We start from the raw sequence: 20,928 nt of genomic DNA, 5'->3' as shown, positions 1-20,928 counted from the left end.
ACGCAAAACGAACTAGCCCGCCTCACGCAGCACGTCCAGAAAGGCAGCGCCAAACCTTTCGTGACGCCGATCACCCAACACTGTCTCGATCCCGCGCGGATCATCCGGCCGCATCTGCGCCACCTTCGCCAGTTGCGAGGCCGAGCAGGTCAGCGGCTTATCTATCCCATCGGGGCCGCGCGATAACTGAGACTGTACTTCGAGCAAACGATCGTAAATCTCACCTTGGTCCCGCCCCGCCAGTTTGCGGCGGGCTGGGTGCACGGCCTCAACCGCGCCTGCGATGACTTCAAGGAAGGTGTCGCCATAGCGTTCCAGCTTTTTGGCACCAACACCGCCAACACGCGCCATGTCATCCAGTGTAGCGGGGCGTTTTTCAGCCATTTCGATCAAAGTGCGATCAGGGAAGATCACATAGGCTGGCACACGTGCGGTTTCTGCCAAAGCGCGGCGTTTGGCCTTAAGTGCCGACAGCAACGGTGCGTCTTCCTCGGACACCATGGCTTTCACTGCGGGGCGGCGCGTGGCCTTTCGGATCGTGTCCTTGCGCAGGTTGATCTGCGCCTCGCCTTTCAGGATCGGCTTGGCAGCTTCGGTCATGCGTAACGCGCCATGGCGTTCTGGATCAGGGCGGACCAGATCATGCCCCATCATCTGCCGGAAAATCGCTTGCCATTGAGGGCGCGACCAGTCTTTGCCGATGCCCCAAGTGGACAGATCGTCGTGACGACGCGCGCGTATTTTGTCGGTCTCGTTCCCCAGCAGAATATCGATCAGATGGCCCGCGCCGAACCATTCTTCGGTGCGCAAGATACAGGAAAGGGCCATGCGGACGGGGGTGGTGCCGTCGAAGACCTCGGGCGGCGTGTCGCACAGATCGCATTTCCCGCAAGGTTCGGCCTGTTCGCCGAAATAGCCCAACAGAGTTTGACGGCGGCACACCAGCGCCTCGGCCAGACCCAGCAAAGCGTTCAGGCGGGCGTGGTCGGCCATGCGGCGCTCGGGCGGGGCCAACCCTTCGTCTATCTGCGACCGTCGCAGGCGGATATCGTCGGGGCCGAATAGGGTCAGCGTCTCGGCGGGGCCGCCATCGCGCCCAGCGCGGCCAATCTCCTGATAGTAAGCCTCGATGGATTTGGGCAGGTCCGCATGGGCGACCCAGCGGATATCGGGTTTGTCGATGCCCATGCCAAAGGCAACCGTGGCAACGATGATCAGACCATCCTCGCGGGCGAAGCGCGCCTCGACGATGCGCCGGTCCTCGGGATCCATACCGCCGTGATAGTGGCAGGCGGTGTGGCCTTCGTCGCGCAAAGCCTTGGCCAGCACTTCGGTCTTGTTGCGGGTGCCGCAATAGACAATGCCGGATTGACCCTTACGGGCAGCGGCGAAATCGAGGATCTGTTTACGCGGCCCGTCCTTGGCAGCAAAAGCCAGATGGATGTTGGGCCGGTCAAACCCACGCAGAAACTTGTGTGGTTCGATGCCGTCAAACAGTTTTTCGACAATCTCGTCTTGCGTCTCTGCATCCGCCGTGGCGGTGAAGGCAGCAAGAGGGACGTCCAGCGCGCGCCGAAGTTCACCGATCCGCAGGTAATCCGGGCGGAAATCGTGGCCCCACTGGCTGACGCAATGCGCCTCGTCCACGGCAATCAGGCTGACATTGATCCGGCGCAGCATGCCTAACGCCGACCCGGCCGCCAGACGTTCCGGTGCCATGTAAAGTAGCTTGAGCCGTCCGGCCTCCAAAGCTTCCCACACCGCGTCGGTTTCTTCAGGTGTGTTGCCCGAGGTCAGCGCCCCGGCCTCGACCCCGGCCTCCTGCAACCCACGCACCTGATCACGCATCAGGGCGATCAGTGGCGATATCACTACGGTCACGCCATCTCGCAGCAGGGCGGGCAGCTGAAAACACAGAGATTTACCGCCCCCGGTCGGCATGATCGCAAGCACGTTTTCGCCAGCGGTCACGGCATCGACTATCTCTTCCTGTCCGGGGCGGAAGTCATCGAATCCAAAGACATCTCGCAGCAAGGGTGCGGAGTCGAACATCTGCGGGGTTGCCCTGTTTTAAGGTTTATCTGCTCTTAAGACAGGACAATCACATACTAAGATTCGGTGAACAAGAGGTCAGTAGAAATAGGGTGCATTGTTGATCAGGATGATCCGCAGCGCATAGACCCCGATCAGGACCACCAAAGGTGTCAGATCCAGCCCGCCCATATTGGGCAGGATGCGACGGATTGGGCCGTAAATAGGCTCTAATATGCGGTTCAACCCGTACCAGATTTGCGCAACCAGTTGCTGGTGCAAGTTGAGCACCTGAAAGTTGATCAGCCAGCTCATGATCACATGGGCCAGAATGATGAACCAGACAACGTCCAGGATCAGCAGCAGGATTTGGATCAGCGACAGCATGGGTTCTCCGTTTTCTTGTTGGCCGAGACCTAAGCACCACAGCGGCAAAGAGCAAGTGCCTGACACTCAACGCTTGCGAATTGAACCAAACCCCCGTCTTATAAACACAACAATAACAGAGGCAGAAATGGCAGAGATTTCCAAACGCAAGCGCATCTGGGGCTGGTGGTTCTTTGACTGGGCCAGCCAGCCGTATCACACGCTGTTGGTCACCTTTGTCTTTGGCCCATATTTTGCCGGGGTGGCAGCCGGGTATTACGCGAACAGTGGACTGGATGCCGAAGCCGCAGCCGCGCAGGCACAAACGGTCTGGGCGAACTGTTTGACGATCACAGGGTTAATCATTGCCTTTGGCGCGCCTTTGCTGGGGGCGATGGCGGATGTGTCGGGGCGGCGCATTCCGTGGATCTTTGCGTTTTCGGTTATGTACGCGGTTGGATCCGGCGCGTTGTGGTACACGATGCCCGATGGCTCGAACATGTGGCTGATGCTGTCGGCCTTTGGGCTGGGTTTCGTGGGCGCGGAATATGCGCTGATATTTATCAATTCTCAGCTACCTGATCTGGGCGACGACAGTGAAGTGGGCGAGATTTCGGGCTCGGGCTTTGCATTTGGCTATTTTGGCGGCCTGATCTCACTGGCGATCATGTTGGCGCTGTTTGTGGAACAGGCGAACGGCAAAACACTGATCGGAATGGAGCCTGCCTTGGGTCTAGATGCGGCGACCCGGGAAGGCACCCGTTTTGTCGGCCCGTTTACGGCTGCTTGGTTCATTCTGTTTATGGTGCCCTACTTCCTGTGGGTGCGCGATGACGCACCAAGTGACAAAACGGGCAGCGTGGGTGAAGCGCTGCGTCTGCTTGCAAAATCAGTGTCTAACCTGCGCCATCGCGTCAGTCTTGCCAGCTACCTCGGTTCGTCCATGTTCTTCCGTGATGCGCTGAACGGGCTTTACAGCTTTGGCGGTGTCTACGCGCGTTTGGTGCTGGAGTGGGACCTGATCAAGATCGGAATTTTTGGGATTGTCAGCGTTTTGGCAGCGGCGGCATTTTCCTGGATCGGCGGCAAGCTGGACAAGAAATACGGCCCCAAACCCGTGATCATCGTTGCGATTTGGGTTCTGATATTCGTCTGCGCCACTGTGGTCATGATGGATCGGACGCAAATCTATGGCATCCAGCTCGAAGAAGGATCCAGTTTGCCGGATATCGTTTTCTTCGGCTGCGGTGTGTTGATCGGTGGTATGGGCGGCATTCTTCAATCGGCCAGCCGCTCAATGATGGTGCGCCATACTGATCCCGAGGCTCCGGTGGAAAGCTTTGGGCTTTATGGTCTGTCGGGGCGCGCGACAGCATTTGCGGCACCGCTTTTGATCGGAATTGCAACAACCGTGACCGGCAGTGCCCGGCTGGGGGTGTCACCCATCGTTGGGTTGTTTATTCTGGGACTATTCCTGATGCGCTGGGTCAGACCGGAAGGGGATCAGAGCAGATGATTTTAAAGCGTTTTTTGATAATCGTGGCTGCACTTGCTTTGGCGGGTACAGCGACGGCAGAGCCGTTGGCAAAGCAGTTGTTCGGTGCGCAACGGGTCAATTCGCAACAAAAACCGGCCGCGTTCGGCAGTTATTCGCGCGGATGCGCCGCCGGATCAGTGCAATTGCCCGAAACCGGGGCCACTTGGCAAGCTATGCGTCTGTCACGCAACCGCAACTGGGGACACCCCGAGGCGATCGATTACGTCAAGGACCTCAGTAAGTTTGCCGCGAAACAGCCGGGCTGGAACGGTCTCTATATAGGGGATATCAGCCAACCACGGGGTGGCCCGATGACGTCGGGCCATCGGTCCCACCAGCTGGGTCTGGATATCGACATCTGGATGCTGCCCGGGGACAACATGCGTCTCAGCCGCAAAGCGCGCGAGAATATCTCGTCTATTTCTCTGCGTCGCGCAAATGGGGCTTTTGTCAACGGGAACTGGACGAAACAGCACCATGCTGTTCTGCGCGAAGCCGCCAAAGACAAGCGTGTCGCGCGTATTTTCGTCTTTCCCGGTGCTAAAGTACAAATGTGCAAGGATGAGAAGGGCAACCGCGCCTATTTGCGCAAGATCAGACCATGGTGGGGGCATCACTATCATTTTCACGTCCGTCTGAAATGCCCCCGAGGGTCGAAGGGTTGCGTCAATCAGGACCCGCCCCCCAAGGGCGATGGATGCGCTCAGGCGCAGGAATGGGTGAACAACATCCTCAATCCGCCGCCACCTGACCCAAATGCCCCAGCCCCCAAGAAACGCCGGGAATATGTTCTGGCTGATTTGCCACAACAATGCGCCGCCGTTTTGCAGTCCAACTAAGCGTCTTTCTGTTTGCGGCCACGGCAGTTGTGGCGGTCGAAATCAAGTCCGCCACCCATCTGCACAGTTTTGAATGGAATAATCCGGCGGATTGGTTTGGTGGGTTTTCGGCGCTGCACGTTCTGGGCGACAGTCAACAGATACTGGTGCTGAGCGATCGGGCCAGAATAGCCACGGCTCGCGTCGAGCGGGACGGAGACCAGATCACCAGCATTTATGTTTTGGATCAATGGCGGGTCTTGTCCAGCCAGGGGAGCATTATGAAAGGTGGTGTAGGCGATTCCGAAGGGCTTGCGTTGGCACCAGATGGTGGGCTCTATATCTCGTTCGAAGGGGTGCACCGGATCGCCTATTATCCAGAGCCAGGTGCCAAGGCGCGAGTTTTGCCGCGACCCCCGGGCTTTAACGACCTCGCTGACAATGGGTCTTTCGAAGCTCTTGCCATCGATGTGCGCAGCCAGCTTTACACAATGCCGGAAAAAGACCGTACGGCTGAAGGGGACATCCCGGTTTACCGTTGGAACGGTGATGCATGGTCGATCCCATTTGTCTTGCCGCAGCGCGATGGTTTCAAACCTGTCGGCGCCGACTTCGGCCCGGACGGAAAGTTTTATGTGCTCGAGCGTACGCTGGGTTTTTTCGGCTTTCGCTCGCGGCTGCGTCGATGGGATGTGGCCGATGACGCACCCAGCGCCGAAGAGGTCCTGTTCGAAACAACAAAAGGCGCGCATGACAACCTCGAAGGGCTGTCTATCTGGCGTGACGGTCAGGGCCGTTTGCGGGCCACGATGATCTCGGATGACAACTTTCTGGCTCTGCAGCGAACCGAATTGGTGGAATATCTCCTGCCCGATTGACAGAGCCACGGCAAGGGTCTAAACGCACGGCTTGCCTTGGGACGGTCCCTTGGCCAAGTCGCCGCTACCTTGTTAAAACGGGCATCAAAACATGCAACGCGCTTACATTCCCGGCATCATTGCCATGGCCGCCATTGTTGTGGCCTCAAACATCCTGGTCCAGTTCCTGATCCTTGACGGGCTGTTGACCTGGGGTGCTTTCACCTATCCGCTGGCCTTTCTGGTTACAGACATCGTGAACCGCGTCCACGGCGTCGTTCCGGCCCGCAAGGTCGTGTTCGCCGGGTTTGTCACCGGTATCATCTGTTCGCTGATCGGCAGTCAGATCATGCTGCAAGGCGACGGTTTTGAATACGCCGCCGTACCGCTGCGGATCGCAGTTGCCTCGGGCACGGCCTTCCTGATCGCTCAACTGACCGACGTCACCGTGTTCAACGCCATGCGCGGCGGCCGCTGGTGGCGCGCACCCTTGGTCTCGACGCTGGTTGGATCAGCGCTCGATACCGCCATCTTCTTCACCATCGCCTTCTCGGCCTCGGTCACTTTCTTCGGTGCCAACGCCGATGCCGCGATCAACTGGGCGTGGGAGCCTGTACCGTTCATGCTGTCCGGCCCGATGGCCCCGCTGTGGGTGACGCTGGCTTTTGCAGACTGGCTGGTGAAACTGTCGCTGGCGCTGATTGCTTTGATCCCGTTCAAAGTCATTGTTGCCCGGCTGACTGCCGCACAGCCTGCGTAAAAAAGTGCTTTGAGAATGGCGCATCTTGTGTCAGGCTCAAAGTTAACCGCAACAGATAGAAAAGGAGGTGATCCAGTGTCAAGAAAGAGATTGGAGAGAGGTGTCGGAACAACCGGGGGGAAAGCCTGCTAGGGCAGCCCTTGGCGGGGCGTTCGCTCCGGCTGGTCGATTGATCTAACCGACCCGACCTCCTTAACTTTCGAAGGGCCGTCCCAAAAGGGGCGGCCCTTTCTGTTTCCACCCGTGCCATGTAAGGTCGGGCCCATGTTGCGCATCACCGACGATATCATCCTGCAAGACTGGGAAATGACCGAAAGCTTTGTCCGTTCTTCCGGTCCCGGTGGGCAGAACGTCAACAAGGTCTCCACGGCTGTTGAACTGCGGTTCGAAGCAACGCGCTCCCCCTCTTTGCCGGATCCGGTCAAGAGCCGCTTGAAACGGCTGGCCGGGCGGCGCTGGACCAAAGAGGGCGCAATCATCATCCAATGTGAAGAAACCCGTTCTCAGGCCCGAAACCGTGAAATCGCGCGCGCTCGGCTGGCCGAACTGATCACCCGCGCGCTCGTCAAACCCAAACGGCGCATTGCCACCAAGCCGACCTACGGGTCGGTCAAGCGCAGGTTGGCGGCCAAGAAGGCGCGCGGCGACGTCAAAGCACTGCGGGGCAAGGTCTCGGAAGAATGATCTGGCATCTTTTCGATGCGTTGTTACTCTGCCCCTGATAGGCAGGAGGGCAACGCCATGAGGCTGGAGGGAAAAACCGCAATTGTCACCGGTGGCGCATCCGGGTTCGGCGCAGGGATCGTGCAGAAATTCCTTGACGAAGGCGCGCGCGTCATGATCGCGGATATCAATGGCGAAGCGGCGCTGGATCTTGCGAACACACTCGGAGAACGGGCAATCGGACACCAGGTTGACGTTGCAGACGGGGCTTCGGTTCAAGCCATGGCAGATACCGCAAGGCGTCAGTTCGAAGATCTGGACATTCTGGTGAACAACGCAGGTGTCACGCATTTGCCGACCCCGCTCGAAGATGTCGCCGAAGACGATTTCGACCGCGTGTTCAATGTAAACATGAAATCGGTCTATCTGACCGCCCGCGCCTTTGTTCCGGCGATGAAAGCACGCGGGGCAGGTGCGATCCTGAACGTGGCCTCAACGGCTGGGTTATCCCCGCGTCCCAACCTGAACTGGTATAACGCCTCAAAAGGCTGGATGATCACGGCAACCAAGACCATGGCCGTGGAACTTGCCCCGACCGGTGTGCGTGTAAACGCGATCTGCCCGGTTGCCGGAGAAACACCGCTGCTGAAATCCTTCATGGGCGAAGACACGCCCGAGATTCGCGCCAAATTCCTATCGACCATCCCGCTGGGCCGCTTCTCCACACCAGAAGACATGGCCAATGCTGCCTGTTTCCTCTGCTCGGACGAGGCCAGCATGATTACGGGTACAGCGCTTGAGGTTGACGGTGGCCGCTGCATCTGATCCGCTCTTCATCTGGCCAAAAATACCTCCGCCGGAGGCAGCGCGCTTGCGCGCTTTTCGGCCTGAACATCGAAGCAAAAAATGACCCCCGGACCCAAAAACCTGATCACCGATATCCCCGGCCTGATGGTCGGCAACGCGCAGGACGACACGCTGAAATCCGGCGCGACAGTTTTGACGGCGCAGGCTCCGTTTGTGGCTTCGGTCCATGTGATGGGGGGCGCACCCGGGACGCGCGAAACCGATCTTCTTGCACCAGACAAAGCCGTGACACATGTGGATGCGATTGTATTGTCTGGCGGCTCTGCCTTTGGACTGGATGCCTGTTCCGGCGTCTCAGACGGGCTGCGCAAAAGGGGGCTGGGTTATCCGGTCGGCGACGTCACTGTGCCCATAGTTCCGGGCGCGATCCTGTTTGATTTGCTCAACGGTGGTGACAAAAACTGGGTTGAAAACCCCTATCGTGCCTTGGGTCGCACAGCGTACGAGGCAGCGTCGGACCAATTCGATCTCGGCTCAGCAGGCGCCGGCACCGGAGCCTTGGCTGCGATGCAAAAGGGCGGGCTGGGCTCTGCTTCGTGTGTTCTGGACAGTGGCGTCACTGTTGGCGCGCTGGTTGCCGCCAATCCGCTGGGCAGTGTGACAACACCTGGGGATCAACACTTCTGGGCGGCATCGTTTGAAATGGGTGATGAGTTCGGTGGTTTAGGGCCTGATCCCAATGCAGCTCTTGGTGCGCCGCAGGCCAGCCGCAAGGCGCAGGCGATGAAATCCGCAGACCCGAGCAAAACAAATACTACCATTGCCGTCGTCGCAACCGATGCAGCCTTGACCAAGCCCCAATGTCAGCGGATGGCCGTTGCCGCCCATGACGGCATTGCCCGTGCAATTGTGCCCGCCCATACACCGGGCGACGGCGATCTGGTGTTTGCCACCAGCACCGGTGTGCGACCCTTGTCAACCGAAGCGGAGCTGGGGCTGATTGGTCACGCTGCTTCGGTTTGTCTGGCACGGGCCATTGCGCGGGCGGTTTATCTGGCGACTCCGGCCGCAGGCGACCTTTTGCCCTGCTGGTCCAGGGTACATGACATAAGTTAAGGACATCCCTTTTGTCGCAGTGGCACAGTAGGCCTGCGCGGCAATCTGCGCGTTGACTCTTTTTTGCGCCGAAGGTCCATTCGGTGCAGCAAATTTGTATCGGAGCAATAGCTATGAATCGCATCCTCGCTACCGCAATTGTCGGCCTTCTGGCCCTGCCCGCCTATGCTGAAGGCGATGCCGAAGCCGGTAAGAAAGCCTTCAACAAATGCAAGTCCTGCCACCTGATCGCTGACCCGGAAGGCGAAGTGATTGTCAAAGGCGGTAAGACTGGCCCGAACCTGTATGGCATCGCTGGCCGCACTGCTGGCACATATGAGGGCTTCAAATACGGTGACAGCATCGTTGCTGCAGGTGAAAAAGGTCTGGTTTGGGACGAGACGACCTTTGTCGAATACTCGCAAGATCCCAAAGCTTTCCTGAAATCCTATCTGGATGACACTGCGGCCAAGTCGAAAATGACCTTCAAGCTGAAAAAAGGCGCCGAAGACGTCTATGCCTATATCGTCAGCGTTTCGGGCGAATAAGCCGTAACGCAAGGTGCAACAGCACAAGGACCAAAGGCCGCAGCCCCTGCGGCCTTTCGTGCGATTGATGCCGGGGCAAATCACGGCCACTTTGGTATCAGACAGGTGGTTTCCACCCGTCGCACAGCCAGACCGATCCGGCGGCAGCTAAACTCACAACAACCGCCCGGTAAATGGACTGGCAGCAGGAGAGGACAGATGGGAATCATGATCCCGGCCTGGGTCGACGGCGAATTGACCCCTGTGGACAAGCTCGAAGCGCATGAAAAAGGGCTCAAGCACAAGGCTGTGTCCGTGTTTGTTGTGCGCGGAACGGAAATTCTGCTGCAACGTCGCGCAATGGGCAAATACCACACGCCCGGCCTGTGGGCGAATACCTGTTGCACGCATCCGGATTGGGATGAAAGCTCGTCGACCTGTGCGGTGCGCCGTTTGCGTGAAGAGCTTGGGATAACCGGTCTCTATCCAGAATACCGGCACCGTCTGGAGTACCACGCGGATGTCGGCAACAACATGGTTGAAAACGAAGTTGTCGACGTCTTTCTGGCCCATGTTCGCGGGCAGCTAAAGATCGACCCTAACCCTGACGAAGTTATGGATATCCGCTGGATCGACTATCATGATCTTCTGGCAGAAGTAACCCGTCACCCGGATCGTTTCACGCCATGGCTAAAGATCTATCTGCACAAATATGCTGACACGATTTTTGGCCCTGATCTGATCATTTCTGCCAAATCCTGATGCAGTTGGGAAAACCCTGCCTTGCAAGGTCGGCGCAAGCCGCCTAAATCAACGCGTCATGGCCAAGCAGAAGACAGACCCGAATTACAAGGTAATCGCCGAAAACCGGCGCGCCCGCTTCGATTACGCGATCGAAGAGGATATCGAGTGCGGTATTGTATTGGAAGGGTCCGAGGTCAAGTCCCTGCGTGCTGGCGGGTCGAACATTGCGGAAAGCTATGCTTCGGTCGACGACGGGGAACTGTGGCTGATTAATAGCTATATTGCGCCTTACGAGCAGGCCAAGGTGTTCAAGCACGAAGAACGTCGTCGTCGTAAGCTGTTGGTGTCACGCAAGGAATTGTCGAACCTGTGGAATGCGACGCAGCGCAAGGGGATGACGCTGGTGCCGCTGGTCCTGTATTTCAACCACAAGGGTCGGGCGAAGATTAAAATCGGCATCGCCAAAGGTAAAAAGATTCATGACAAGCGTGAGACGCAGGCCAAGCGCGATTGGTCACGTCAGAAGCAGCGGCTTTTGAAGGATCACAGTTAGACCGCGCTGGCTTGGTGTGACCGAGTGTAATCTGCTGCGTCGCCTACACTTACGGAAAAGGTCGGCAAGCAGCCCGTGATGCCCTATGGCCTTGCCCTTAAAGAAGGCTTTCGCCATTCGAACCGTTCCACAGCGCTGTCCAGCGGCACTTCCGTCAATGCGGCCGTGTAGTTGCTGACGACCTTGTTTGCGATGCCCAAAACAACCTCTAGCGCGTTTTGCTGAGTGTATCCGGCGGCCAGAAATTTATTCAGGTCGGCTGGCGCGATGCTGCCCCGGGTGCGTACCATGGATTTGGTGAATTCATGCAGCGCATTGAGCTTTTCGTCGGGCAGTGTGTCGCCAGAGCGCAGGCTTTCCACAGCATCAGGCGTCAGCCCGGCCATTCGCGCCAATTTTGTGTGCCACGGGACGCAATACTCGCAGTTGTTCTCGAAATTCACGGTCAGATACACCACTTGCTGCTCTGCCGCCGTCAGTGTTGTTTTGGCAAACTCGTCCAGACAATCCAGGTGGGTCTTAAGCAACTGTGGGGACAGCGCCATAACGCCCTGCAAATTCGGAATCACCCCGTAGTCTGCTTTGGCCTTGTCCAGGAATGGCTTCGCGTCTTCGGGTGCGTTGTCAGGAGTGAGGACTTCAAAAGACGTCATAGCGTTTCCTGCAGGGATTGCGTTGCAAGTCAGCCCACGCCAGCGGCGCAGACATGTTTCGGAAAACAATTCTATGGATCAAAACGCCATTGCGGCCTGTACTGCGCGTTGCCAGCGGGCATAGGCCGCATCGCGGTCGTCCTGCGCCATTTTTGGCTCAAACCGTGTGTCCAGCCGCCATGTTTCAGCAAACCCATCTTGATCGGGATAAACACCGGCCTTCATGCCAGCCAGCCATGCGGCCCCCAATGCAGTTGTTTCCTGCATCACCGGACGATCCACCGGCGCGCCCAGACAGTTCGACAGGCCCTGCATGGTCCAGTCAGACGCACTCATCCCGCCGTCGACGCGCAAGATGACATTGGTGTCTGCCCCCCAGTCGCCCTGCATGGCATGCCACAGGTCACGGGTTTGGAATGCGATGCTTTCCAGCGTGGCGCGCGCGATTTCGGCCCGGCCCGAGCCACGGGTCAACCCGAACATCGCGCCACGGCAATCGGGTTTCCAATAAGGTGCGCCCAATCCGGTAAAGGCAGGCACAAGAATGACATGTTGGTTCGGATCTGCCTGAGCGGCAAGATCACCGCTTTGAGGTGCCGAGTCGATGATCTGCAGTGCGTCGCGCAGCCATTGCACGGCTGCCCCGGCGATAAAGATCGATCCTTCCAGCGCATAGGTGCGCTGTCCATCCAACTGATAGGCAACGGTCGTCAACAGGCGGTTTTTCGACTGAACCGGCTGCGCGCCCGTGTTCAGCAACGCAAAGCAGCCCGTGCCATATGTGGATTTCATCATGCCCGGCTGGAAACAGGCCTGCCCGATTGTGGCGGCCTGCTGGTCTCCCGCAACGCCCAAAATAGGAATGTCGCCCCCGAATAAAGTGGTGGAGCCGAAATCCGCAGCGCAATCAAGTACGTCAGGCAAGATGGTCAGGGGTACATCCAGCAGGTCGCAAATCTCGGCGCTCCATGTGCCTTTGTGGATGTCAAACAAAAGGGTGCGGGCGGCATTGGTGGCATCTGTGGCATGGACACGGCCTTCGGTCAGTCGCCAGATCAGGAAACTGTCGATCGTGCCAAACAGCAACTCTCCGGCATCGGCCCTCTCACACGCGCCCGAAACGGTATCCAACAGCCATTTCACCTTGGTGCCCGAGAAATATGGGTCCAGCAGCAATCCGGTTTGGGCGGTGACGTCATCCTCGCACCCGGCCTGTTTGTAGCGTGCGCAGATATCGGCGGTGCGGCGGTCCTGCCAGACGATGGCGTTGTGGATCGCTTTGCCGGTGTGTTTGTCCCAGACGACGGTCGTCTCACGCTGGTTGGTGATCCCGATCCCGGCGATCTGATCGGCGGAAATGCCGGTGGTTTCCATCACCTCGCGGCACACGTGCAAAACACTGGACCAGATATCTTCGGGGTCATGTTCAACCCAACCTTCTTGCGGGAAGTGCTGAGGGAACTCTTGCTGTGCGGTGCCAACCGGCTGCATTTGCGCATCAAACAGTATGGCGCGCGAGGACGTGGTGCCCTGATCGATTGCCAGAATATAGGTCATGTCCGCTCTCCCCCGGTCTCGTTTCGCGGGACTTTAGCGCAAACAATGGCGCAGGGGCCAGAGCAGAAATCAGGCTGGATCAACCGGGATATTATCGATCAGACGAACGCCATCGGCCCATGCAGTTACGAACAGGCGGGCTGGCCTGCTGGCACTGGGCAGGCTTTCCAGCGTCTCGGCGCAGCGCAGGTCCACGTATTCGACCTCTGAAAACCCGGCGGCCAGCAAGCGCGCTTTGGCATCTTGCGCCAGAGTTGCGAAATCACCGCCCTCTGCCAGGTTTTGTGCGACCTGTTGCATGACCTTGTTCATATGTTCTGCGATTTTTAGCCCATCAGGGGAAAGCAGAAGGTTGCGGGACGACATCGCCAGCCCAGAAGGCTCGCGCACAGTCGGGCAGCCGATCACCTCGATTGGAATGTCCAAATCACGGGCCATGCGCCGGACAACCAGCAGCTGTTGGTAGTCTTTTTCCCCGAAATAGGCTCGATCTGCTTGCGTTTGGAGAAACAGCTTGGCGACAACGGTGGCTACGCCCTCGAAATGGCCTGGACGGAAAGGGCCTTCCATCATATCGGTCAGGCCAGAGACAGAAACCGTGGTGGAAAAGCCGTCAGGATAGACTTCCTGCGGGTCCGGTACATAGATCGCGTCCACGCCGTAAGGGGACAGTTTTTTGGCGTCTTCATGTTCAGTGCGGGGGTAATTTGCCAGATCTTCGGGGTTGTTGAACTGTTTGGGGTTCACAAAGATCGTCACGATGACCCGGTCACACCCTTCCTTTGCGGCCTGCGCCAGCGACAAATGCCCTTCGTGCAGCGCACCCATGGTCGGAACCACGCCGATCGCATCGCCATTGCGGTGCCATTCAGTGGTGTTGGCGCGCAGCTCTGCCAGAGACCGCAAAATCGGCGCGGTCATGCTTTGGCCCCTTTGGTCGGAGCCTGATCTGCAAAGACGTGTTCGTCTGCCGGGAAGGCCCGTGAGCGCACCTCGGCGGCGTATTCCGCGATGGCAGCCTCGGCCAATGGGCCCAGTTCGGCATAGCGTTTGACAAACTTGGGTTTGAAGGCGGTGAAAAAGCCGACCATGTCGTCCACGACCAGAATCTGCCCGTCACAGCCTGCGGATGCGCCGATTCCGATAGTTGGGATCGCAACCTCTTCGGTGATCTGGTCTGCCAGTCCTTGGGGAACTTTTTCCAGAACGACTGAAAACGCACCGGCCTTGGCCACGGCGCGGGCATCTGCCATAACGGCTTCTGCCTGCTCGGCACGACCCTGCACCTTGTAGCCACCCAGCGTGTTGATCGATTGTGGCGTCAGCCCGATATGCGCCATCACGGGGATGCCGCGCTTGACCAGAAAGCGGATGGTTTCAGCCATCTCGACGCCACCTTCCAGTTTCACGGCCCCAGCACCTGTTTCCGCCATAAGGCGCGCGGCATTCCGGAAGGCATCGGCCGGAGAATGTTCGTAGCTGCCAAACGGCATGTCGACGACCATCATCGCCTTGTCCAATCCGCGCGATACAGCCTGACCGTGCAGGATCATCATCTCCATCGTAACGCCCAGCGTGGATTCAAGCCCGTGCAGCACCATGCCGACGCTGTCGCCCACCAGAACAAAGTCGCAATGCGCATCCATCAGACGTGCCATGGGCGTGGTATAGGCGGTTAGCGAGACCAAAGGCGCGCCGCCTTTTTGGGCGCGAATATCCTCGGCATTCGGGGCTTTCTTGCGGGCGGTGGCGCTCATGTGTCGCTCCTGCAGGTATTATGTTGCAGTGCGGCATAGCAGACCGAACAGGGCCAAAGAAACCCCGGTTGCGCGAACATTCCCTTGATTGACCTCAGGTTTACAGGAAAACTGGTCTCAAAATGGCCCTGAAAACAAGGGTGCAACCAGTTTCAGTAGGGAGAGTTCACATGACAAAATTCATGTTTCGGACATTTGCGTCGACCTTGGCGGTAGGCGTCAGCCTGTTTGCCTCGCAGGCTTTTGCAAAATCGGACATCACCATCGCGATGCAGCTTGAACCCCCGCATCTGGACCCGACCAGCGCCGCGGCACAGGCCATCGACTCGGTGGTCTATACAAACATTTTCGAAGGTCTGACCCGGTTCATGGGCGATGGCTCTGTCGTGCCTGGCCTGGCTGAAAGCTGGGAGATTTCTGACGATGGTACGGTTTATACCTTCAAGCTGCGCGATGGTGTGACCTTCCATGACGGCACAACCATGGATGCCGAGGACGTCAAGTTCACCCTTGATCGCGCCACAGCCGAAGACAGCGCGAACGCCCAGAAGGCGCTGTTTGCCGGGATTGAAAGCGTTGAGGTTGTCGATCCACTGACTGTCAAAGTCACTCTTTCGGAACCAAACGGCAATTTCCTGTTCAACCTGGCTTGGGGGGATGCGGTCATTGTCGCGCCCGACAGCATCGAAAACATCAAGACCAACCCGGTCGGCACCGGGGCCTACACCTTTGGCAACTGGGTGCAGGGCGACAGCATCACGCTGAACCGCAACCCCGAGTATTGGGGCGATCAGCCCGCGTTAGAGACTGCAACCTTCAAGTTTATCTCGGATCCAACCGCCGCTTTTGCCGCGATGATGGCCGAGGATGTGGACGTATTCGACAACTTCCCGGCGCCGGAAAACCTGCCGCAGTTCGATGCCGATTCGCGTTTTCAGGTTCTGGTCGGTACAACCGAGGGCGAGACGATCCTGTCAACCAACAACAAACAGCCGCCGTTTGACGACATTCTTGTCCGGCAGGCCGTAGCTCATGCCATCGACCGGCAGGCGATTATCGATGGAGCGATGTTTGGCTATGGCACGCCGATTGGAACCCATTTTGCACCGCATCATCCGGCCTATGTCGATTTGACCGGCGAGTCCGCATATGACCCGGAACAGGCCAAGGCGCTGCTTGCCGAGGCCGGTTTTGAGAACGGGTTCGAAACTACACTACACCTGCCGCCACCGTCTTATGCACGCCGGGGCGGTGAAATCGTTGCCGCGCAACTGGCCGAGGTCGGCATTACGGCCGAGATCATCAATGTCGAATGGGCGCAATGGCTGGAATCGGTGTTCAGGGGCAAGGACTTTGGGCTGACGATTGTCAGCCATACCGAACCCATGGATATCGGAATCTATGCGCGGCCAGATTACTACTTCCAATATGAAAGTTCCGATTTTCAGGCGCTGATGGATACGCTGAACGCCACCACCGATCCTGATGAACGCAGCCGTTTGTTGGGTGAGGCCCAGCGTCTGATCTCAACCGATTATGTGAATGGCTATCTGTTCCAATTGGCCAAGCTGGGCGTCGCAAAGGCCGGTGTGCAGGGGTTGTGGGCAAACGCCCCCACAGCAGCGATCGACCTGACACAGATCAGCTGGTCTGAATAATGCCTGAACCGGGGCTTTTTGGCAGGGCCCCGGTCTCACTCTCTTTTCGTGTGTCTCTCGCAATGGTCTTGTATCGCGGTTTTTGTTTTCTTTTACTGGCCCTTTGCCTTTCGTCGATTGCGCCGGACAGGGGCTTGGCGCAAAACGTATTGGGTGGGCGTCTGGATGCATTGACCGGCACGCCTGAAAACCCGCTTGACGTTGGCATAGGTATCCGCATCGACCAGATCACCAGCGTCGATCAAAAGGCCGAAAACTACGGCGCCGTTGTGGTTTTGCGGGTCGAATGGACGGATCCTGCGCTGGCATTTGATCGTGCCGAGATCGGGCGCGAGATCCGGGTGTTCAACCCGCCGGATCTGGCAGATCATGCCGCCGATATCGGCACCGTTTTGCCCGCCTTTGTCATCCACAACCAGCAATCCAACAAATGGATACACGAATCTGCTGCGTCCCTGCGGTATGACGGGCGCGTGGTTTATGTCGAGAAATCTTCGCTGACATTACAGGCACCGCATTTTGATTTCCGTAAATACCCGTTCGACACACAGGAGTTCCACTTCGAAGTCGTATCAATCTTTCCCTCTAACTACGTGAACTACCGCCCGCTTGAAGAATACTCGGGACTTGGCGATCTGTTGGGGGAAGAAGAGTGGATTTTGGACAATGCACGTCTGGAAGCAACCAAGGTCACAGGTTTGTCCGGCAGGGAAAGCGATCAGGTCGCGCTTGTTTTCGAAGGTAACCGGCACCTGACCTACTACGTCATTCGGGTTTTCTTGCCGATGCTGGTTCTGATTTCGGTTGGCTGGGCGCTGTTTTTCCTGGATGAATACCGCCGCAGGATCGAGATTGCGGGCGGCAATCTGCTGGTCTTTGTTGCATTCAACTGGGCGATCTCGGCAGATTTGCCAAAGCTGGGCTATCTGACCTTTCTGGATTTTGTCCTGCAATGCATGTTCCTGATGACCGGGGCCTTGATTGTGTTCAATGTGGCGTTGCGGAAACTCAAAGTGTCCGGAAGGGAAGGCACAGCGCGGACGTTGGACAATTACGCGATCAAGTGGATCTATCCTCTGGGCTATGCCGCAATCGTGGCTTACGCGGTTTTCGCCTATCTTCTGGTGCCTTAGACGCTGGACCCGCGCCTGATGTGACCCTAACGTGGTGCCAATGCTCCGCTATGCCTTTAAACGCCTGATTTCGCTGTTGATCAGCTTGGCCGTCGCCTCGGTCGTCATCTTTGCGGTGATCGAGGTCGCTCCGGGCGATCCGGCCTCGTTCATGCTGGGCGTGAACGCGCAAGAAGACACGCTGGCAGCGTTGCGGGCTGAGCTGGGCCTGGACGGGTCAAAAGTGCAACGGTACCTCAACTGGGTCGGCGGAATGCTGGTGGGGGATTTTGGTACGTCCTACACGTACCGCACGCCGGTGTCCCAGATGATCGCAGACCGGCTTTGGGTGTCGCTGCCGCTGGCACTTTATGCGCTGACTCTGTCAACCTTGATTGCGTTTCCCGCCGGGATCTACGCCGCCGCCCGCCGGGGCAAGCCGGGGGATCTGGCGGTAATGGGCGCCACTCAGTTGGGCATTGCCGTGCCCAATTTCTGGTTTGCGATGATGCTTGTGCTGATCTTCGCCATCAACCTGCGCTGGTTCAATGCAGGCGGGTTTGTCGGTTGGAGCAACGGGTTGTGGGCCGGACTACATTCGCTGACCCTGCCCGCAATCGCACTGGCCTTGCCACAGGCGGCTATCCTCGCTCGCGTTATGCGGTCGGCTCTGCTGGACATTCTGGGCGAGGATTTCATGCGCACCGCCCGGGCCAAAGGGTTGACCCAACGTCAGGCGCTGTGGCGGCACGGGGTGCGAAATGCGCTGATCCCGGTGCTGACCATCATCGGCTTGCAGTTCTCCTTTCTGCTGGCCGGGTCGATCATCATCGAACAGGTATTCTACCTGCCTGGCCTTGGGCGGCTGGTGTTTCAGGCCATCTCGGCTCGTGATCTCATCGTCGTTGAATCGGTGGTCATGTTACTGGTCTTTGCCGTAATCACCGTGAATTTTCTGGTCGATCTGGCTTATGCCGCCGTCGACCCAAGGCTGAGGAGCAGGACATGAGCCGCAACCTGTTTCTGGGCGCTTGTTTGTCTTCTCTGGTGGTTTTGGCCGCGCTGATTTCGTTTGTCTGGACCCCCTATGATTACTCGGCCTTGAGCATTCCAGAGAAGCTTCAGCCCCCAAATGCGCAGCACTGGTTCGGTACGGATCACTTCGGGCGTGACATGTTTTCGATGATCATGGTTGGTGCGCGCACGTCCATTGCGGTGGCTTTGGTGGCCGTGGGGATCGGTATGGCGCTGGGGGTCCCGCTTGGCCTGACAGCCGCGGCCCGCAAAGGATCGTGGTTGGATGAGGTCATCATGCGCGGCAACGATCTGGTTTTTGCCTTCCCCTCGCTGGTTATCGCCATCCTCATCACCGCCGTGTTTGGTGCCGGAGCGATTAACGCCATCATTGCCATCGGCATTTTCAACATCCCCGTTTTTGCCCGTATCACCCGGGGTGCGGCCCTGTCGCTGTGGGAGCGAGAGTTCATCCTTGCCGCGCGCGTGTCGGGAAAAGGGGCAACGCGGATATCGGTCGAGCATATCCTGCCCAATGTCGCCAACCTGCTGATCGTGCAGGGCACCATTCAGTTCAGTCTTGGAATTTTGGCTGAGGCCGGTCTGTCCTACGTCGGTCTGGGGGCACAGCCGCCCACGCCAAGTTGGGGCAGAATGCTGGCGGATGCGCAGACAATGGTCAGTTTTGCCCCGCATTTGGCTCTGATTCCAGGCGTGGCGATCATCGTCACAGTCCTGGGATTGAACCTGCTGGGCGACGGGTTGCGGGATTGGCTGGATCCCCGGATCAGGGTGGCGCGGGCATGAGTTTGTTGCGCATCAAGAACCTGTCACTGTCGATCCATGGGACATCGATCCTGAAACAGGTCGACCTGTCCATCGATCACGGTCAGATCGTCGCCGTCACGGGTGAAAGCGGTTCGGGTAAATCCATGACGGCCTTGGCAGTGATGCAGTTGCTTCCGAACGGAGAAGAGGTAGACGGCTCGCTCCAACTAGAGGGCAAAGATCTGCTGACCCGGTCCGAGGCCCAGATGTGTGCTTTGCGCGGCGCATCCATCGGAATGGTTTTTCAAGAGCCGATGACAGCGCTCAACCCCGTTAAAACCATTGGCGATCAGGTGATGGAAACGATCCTGATCCACAAGGCGATGCCTCCTTCTCAAGCCTGGGTGCGCGCTCAAGAGGTTCTGACCCGCGTCGGTTTGCCTGCCGATCGATTCCCTTTGTCCCGCTATCCACATGAGCTGTCTGGTGGGCAGCGCCAGCGTGTGGTGATCGCCATGGCCATTGCACTGCGCCCCAAGCTGTTGATCGCGGATGAGCCGACAACGGCGCTGGATGTCACCACACAGGCGCAGATCCTCGATTTGCTCAAGGGGCTGGTGCGCGAATATGACATGGGTCTGCTGATGATCACCCATGATCTGGCCGTGGTCGCGGATATGGCTGACCAGATCACCGTCATGCGTCACGGCGAAGTGGTCGAAAGCGGCGCGACCAATCATTTGATGCACAACATGCAGCACCCCTACACCCGTATGCTGTTTGAGGCATCCGGCCATCAGGTCACGCTGCCAGAGCCACCGCAGCCTCAGCCGTTGCTGGAGGTGAGCCAGGTCGTGCGCGCGTACCGCCTGCCCCGAAAGGGCTTGTTTGACAGGCCGCTTCATCACAGGGCTGTGGATGGTGTGAGCTTTACCCTCAATCGAGGAGAGCGTTTGGGGCTTGTGGGTGAGTCTGGCTGCGGAAAATCGACCCTAACACGGGCTATTTTGGGGTTAGAAGAGGTGCAATCGGGCCAGATTCGACTGGACGGGCAGCCTGTGTTCACAGGTCACAAACCCAACCTTGCGGTGCGCCGGAAGATGCAGGTGGTTTTCCAAGACCCCTTTGGCAGTTTCAACCCGCGCCACCGTGTTGCGCGTCTGATCACCGAACCCTTCCATCTGCTAGATACTCCGCCGACTGGATCGGACCGTCAGGATCGGATCGCTGAGATGCTGACAGCGGTCGGCCTCAGCCCGGATGACGCGGGTAAGTACATTCACGAGTTCTCGGGCGGGCAGCGTCAGCGGATTGCCATCGCGCGGGCGCTGATCATCCGACCTGAATTGATCCTGTTTGACGAAGCTGTCTCGGCGTTGGACGTATCGGTCCGAGCGCAAATCCTGGATCTGCTGGCCGAGCTTTGCGACGCCTACGACCTGACCTATCTATTCATCAGCCATGACCTGAGCGTTGTGCGCACCGTCACCGATCGCGTGTTGGTGATGCAATCCGGTCAGATCGTTGAACAGGGCGAGACCAATCAGGTCTTTGAAGCGCCACAACACCCCTACACACAAACTCTGATCGCAGCCGCACCGCGATTGCCAGAGATTGAGATGATATCGGCCTAAAACTACTGATTAGAGCC

The 20,928-nt window shown here is 58.0% G+C and carries 21 protein-coding genes; 15 read left to right on the top strand and 6 right to left on the bottom strand.

Annotation, left to right across the window (positions count from 1 at the left end; translation table 11 throughout):
* Positions 1-12: 12 nt before the first annotated feature.
* Positions 13-2,052 carry a DNA helicase RecQ gene (recQ, locus tag GS646_RS16290; RefSeq protein WP_171184432.1) on the bottom strand — a complete coding sequence of 680 codons (2,040 nt, stop codon included), beginning with the start codon at positions 2,050-2,052 and terminating at the stop codon, positions 13-15.
* Between the two features lie 78 nt (positions 2,053-2,130).
* On the bottom strand, positions 2,131-2,418 hold the full coding sequence (locus GS646_RS16285; RefSeq protein ID WP_171178365.1) for a YggT family protein: 288 nt from the start codon (positions 2,416-2,418) through the stop codon (positions 2,131-2,133).
* A 127-nt stretch (positions 2,419-2,545) separates the two neighbouring features.
* Between GS646_RS16285 and GS646_RS16280 the strand changes: the two genes are divergently transcribed.
* The 10 genes from GS646_RS16280 (at position 2,546) to smpB (ending at position 10,758) form a co-directional block, all read left to right on the top strand.
* Positions 2,546-3,913, top strand: a complete 1,368-nt coding sequence (locus GS646_RS16280; protein ID WP_171184430.1) for an MFS transporter — start codon at positions 2,546-2,548, stop codon at positions 3,911-3,913.
* Complete coding sequence (mepA, locus tag GS646_RS16275; RefSeq protein ID WP_171093108.1) at positions 3,910-4,773, top strand: penicillin-insensitive murein endopeptidase; 864 nt, start codon at positions 3,910-3,912, stop codon at positions 4,771-4,773. Before GS646_RS16280 ends, mepA begins: the two co-directional genes overlap by 4 nt.
* Positions 4,746-5,630, top strand: coding sequence for an esterase-like activity of phytase family protein (locus GS646_RS16270; protein WP_171648283.1), 885 nt, complete (start codon positions 4,746-4,748; stop codon positions 5,628-5,630). The genes mepA and GS646_RS16270 overlap by 28 nt, the downstream gene beginning before the upstream one ends.
* A gap of 91 nt (positions 5,631-5,721) precedes the next feature.
* The gene (locus tag GS646_RS16265) at positions 5,722-6,369 is read left to right on the top strand and encodes a queuosine precursor transporter (protein ID WP_171648285.1); all 648 of its coding nucleotides are present in this window, start codon (positions 5,722-5,724) and stop codon (positions 6,367-6,369) included.
* Between the two features lie 264 nt (positions 6,370-6,633).
* The gene (gene arfB, locus GS646_RS16260) at positions 6,634-7,053 is read left to right on the top strand and encodes an alternative ribosome rescue aminoacyl-tRNA hydrolase ArfB (protein ID WP_171184425.1); all 420 of its coding nucleotides are present in this window, start codon (positions 6,634-6,636) and stop codon (positions 7,051-7,053) included.
* Positions 7,054-7,110: 57 nt separating this feature from the next.
* A complete protein-coding gene (locus GS646_RS16255) occupies positions 7,111-7,857 on the top strand; it encodes an SDR family oxidoreductase (RefSeq protein WP_171184423.1) in 747 nt (248 codons plus the stop codon).
* Positions 7,858-7,938: 81 nt separating this feature from the next.
* Positions 7,939-8,955 carry a P1 family peptidase gene (locus GS646_RS16250; RefSeq protein ID WP_171184421.1) on the top strand — a complete coding sequence of 339 codons (1,017 nt, stop codon included), beginning with the start codon at positions 7,939-7,941 and terminating at the stop codon, positions 8,953-8,955.
* 113 nt (positions 8,956-9,068) lie between these two features.
* Entirely contained in the window at positions 9,069-9,482 is a 414-nt protein-coding gene (locus GS646_RS16245) for a cytochrome c family protein (protein WP_171093120.1), read from the top strand.
* A gap of 198 nt (positions 9,483-9,680) precedes the next feature.
* Positions 9,681-10,223, top strand: a complete 543-nt coding sequence (idi, locus tag GS646_RS16240) for an isopentenyl-diphosphate Delta-isomerase (protein WP_171184417.1) — start codon at positions 9,681-9,683, stop codon at positions 10,221-10,223.
* Positions 10,224-10,281: 58 nt separating this feature from the next.
* Positions 10,282-10,758 (top strand): SsrA-binding protein SmpB, encoded by a 477-nt coding sequence (smpB, locus tag GS646_RS16235; RefSeq protein WP_171093124.1) that lies wholly within the window; start codon positions 10,282-10,284, stop codon positions 10,756-10,758.
* An 83-nt stretch (positions 10,759-10,841) separates the two neighbouring features.
* Here the strand turns inward: smpB and GS646_RS16230 are convergent, their stop codons facing one another.
* The 4 genes from GS646_RS16230 to panB form a co-directional block, all read right to left on the bottom strand.
* Positions 10,842-11,411 (bottom strand): carboxymuconolactone decarboxylase family protein, encoded by a 570-nt coding sequence (locus GS646_RS16230; protein ID WP_171184415.1) that lies wholly within the window; start codon positions 11,409-11,411, stop codon positions 10,842-10,844.
* 78 nt (positions 11,412-11,489) lie between these two features.
* Positions 11,490-12,968, bottom strand: a complete 1,479-nt coding sequence (gene glpK, locus GS646_RS16225) for a glycerol kinase GlpK (RefSeq protein WP_171184413.1) — start codon at positions 12,966-12,968, stop codon at positions 11,490-11,492.
* Between the two features lie 69 nt (positions 12,969-13,037).
* A complete protein-coding gene (panC, locus tag GS646_RS16220) occupies positions 13,038-13,889 on the bottom strand; it encodes a pantoate--beta-alanine ligase (protein ID WP_171648287.1) in 852 nt (283 codons plus the stop codon).
* The gene (panB, locus tag GS646_RS16215) at positions 13,886-14,725 is read right to left on the bottom strand and encodes a 3-methyl-2-oxobutanoate hydroxymethyltransferase (protein ID WP_171648289.1); all 840 of its coding nucleotides are present in this window, start codon (positions 14,723-14,725) and stop codon (positions 13,886-13,888) included. Before panB ends, panC begins: the two co-directional genes overlap by 4 nt.
* Before the next feature lie 170 nt (positions 14,726-14,895).
* Between panB and GS646_RS16210 the strand changes: the two genes are divergently transcribed.
* From GS646_RS16210 to GS646_RS16190, 5 genes are all read left to right on the top strand, one after another.
* Positions 14,896-16,383, top strand: coding sequence for an ABC transporter substrate-binding protein (locus GS646_RS16210; RefSeq protein ID WP_171184407.1), 1,488 nt, complete (start codon positions 14,896-14,898; stop codon positions 16,381-16,383).
* A gap of 134 nt (positions 16,384-16,517) precedes the next feature.
* On the top strand, positions 16,518-17,516 hold the full coding sequence (locus GS646_RS16205; protein ID WP_253746724.1) for a hypothetical protein: 999 nt from the start codon (positions 16,518-16,520) through the stop codon (positions 17,514-17,516).
* Positions 17,517-17,556: 40 nt separating this feature from the next.
* The gene (locus tag GS646_RS16200; RefSeq protein WP_171184403.1) at positions 17,557-18,504 is read left to right on the top strand and encodes an ABC transporter permease; all 948 of its coding nucleotides are present in this window, start codon (positions 17,557-17,559) and stop codon (positions 18,502-18,504) included.
* Entirely contained in the window at positions 18,501-19,316 is an 816-nt protein-coding gene (locus GS646_RS16195; RefSeq protein ID WP_171184401.1) for an ABC transporter permease, read from the top strand. The genes GS646_RS16200 and GS646_RS16195 overlap by 4 nt, the downstream gene beginning before the upstream one ends.
* A complete protein-coding gene (locus tag GS646_RS16190; protein ID WP_171184399.1) occupies positions 19,313-20,911 on the top strand; it encodes an ABC transporter ATP-binding protein in 1,599 nt (532 codons plus the stop codon). Before GS646_RS16195 ends, GS646_RS16190 begins: the two co-directional genes overlap by 4 nt.
* Positions 20,912-20,928 lie beyond the last annotated feature (17 nt).

It is taken from the genome of Ruegeria sp. HKCCD4315 (assembly GCF_013112245.1).
GTDB lineage: Bacteria > Pseudomonadota > Alphaproteobacteria > Rhodobacterales > Rhodobacteraceae > Ruegeria.
Note: the sequence above shows the minus strand (reverse complement) of the source record. Positions and strands in the feature narration are given on the sequence as shown.

What these genes read in the sequence shown, in the direction of transcription:
- panB (WP_171648289.1), bottom strand. Translation starts at nt 14,725, where the DNA reads ATGAGCGCCACCGCCCGCAAGAAAGCCCCGAATGCCGAGGATATTCGC.
- GS646_RS16210 (WP_171184407.1), top strand. Translation starts at nt 14,896, where the DNA reads ATGACAAAATTCATGTTTCGGACATTTGCGTCGACCTTGGCGGTAGGC.
- GS646_RS16245 (WP_171093120.1), top strand. Translation starts at nt 9,069, where the DNA reads ATGAATCGCATCCTCGCTACCGCAATTGTCGGCCTTCTGGCCCTGCCC.
- GS646_RS16200 (WP_171184403.1), top strand. Translation starts at nt 17,557, where the DNA reads ATGCTCCGCTATGCCTTTAAACGCCTGATTTCGCTGTTGATCAGCTTG.
- panC (WP_171648287.1), bottom strand. Translation starts at nt 13,889, where the DNA reads ATGACCGCGCCGATTTTGCGGTCTCTGGCAGAGCTGCGCGCCAACACC.
- idi (WP_171184417.1), top strand. Translation starts at nt 9,681, where the DNA reads ATGGGAATCATGATCCCGGCCTGGGTCGACGGCGAATTGACCCCTGTG.
- recQ (WP_171184432.1), bottom strand. Translation starts at nt 2,052, where the DNA reads ATGTTCGACTCCGCACCCTTGCTGCGAGATGTCTTTGGATTCGATGAC.
- GS646_RS16270 (WP_171648283.1), top strand. Translation starts at nt 4,746, where the DNA reads ATGCGCCGCCGTTTTGCAGTCCAACTAAGCGTCTTTCTGTTTGCGGCC.
- GS646_RS16280 (WP_171184430.1), top strand. Translation starts at nt 2,546, where the DNA reads ATGGCAGAGATTTCCAAACGCAAGCGCATCTGGGGCTGGTGGTTCTTT.
- GS646_RS16195 (WP_171184401.1), top strand. Translation starts at nt 18,501, where the DNA reads ATGAGCCGCAACCTGTTTCTGGGCGCTTGTTTGTCTTCTCTGGTGGTT.
- GS646_RS16285 (WP_171178365.1), bottom strand. Translation starts at nt 2,418, where the DNA reads ATGCTGTCGCTGATCCAAATCCTGCTGCTGATCCTGGACGTTGTCTGG.
- smpB (WP_171093124.1), top strand. Translation starts at nt 10,282, where the DNA reads ATGGCCAAGCAGAAGACAGACCCGAATTACAAGGTAATCGCCGAAAAC.
- mepA (WP_171093108.1), top strand. Translation starts at nt 3,910, where the DNA reads ATGATTTTAAAGCGTTTTTTGATAATCGTGGCTGCACTTGCTTTGGCG.
- GS646_RS16265 (WP_171648285.1), top strand. Translation starts at nt 5,722, where the DNA reads ATGCAACGCGCTTACATTCCCGGCATCATTGCCATGGCCGCCATTGTT.
- arfB (WP_171184425.1), top strand. Translation starts at nt 6,634, where the DNA reads ATGTTGCGCATCACCGACGATATCATCCTGCAAGACTGGGAAATGACC.
- GS646_RS16255 (WP_171184423.1), top strand. Translation starts at nt 7,111, where the DNA reads ATGAGGCTGGAGGGAAAAACCGCAATTGTCACCGGTGGCGCATCCGGG.
- GS646_RS16250 (WP_171184421.1), top strand. Translation starts at nt 7,939, where the DNA reads ATGACCCCCGGACCCAAAAACCTGATCACCGATATCCCCGGCCTGATG.
- GS646_RS16230 (WP_171184415.1), bottom strand. Translation starts at nt 11,411, where the DNA reads ATGACGTCTTTTGAAGTCCTCACTCCTGACAACGCACCCGAAGACGCG.
- glpK (WP_171184413.1), bottom strand. Translation starts at nt 12,968, where the DNA reads ATGACCTATATTCTGGCAATCGATCAGGGCACCACGTCCTCGCGCGCC.
- GS646_RS16190 (WP_171184399.1), top strand. Translation starts at nt 19,313, where the DNA reads ATGAGTTTGTTGCGCATCAAGAACCTGTCACTGTCGATCCATGGGACA.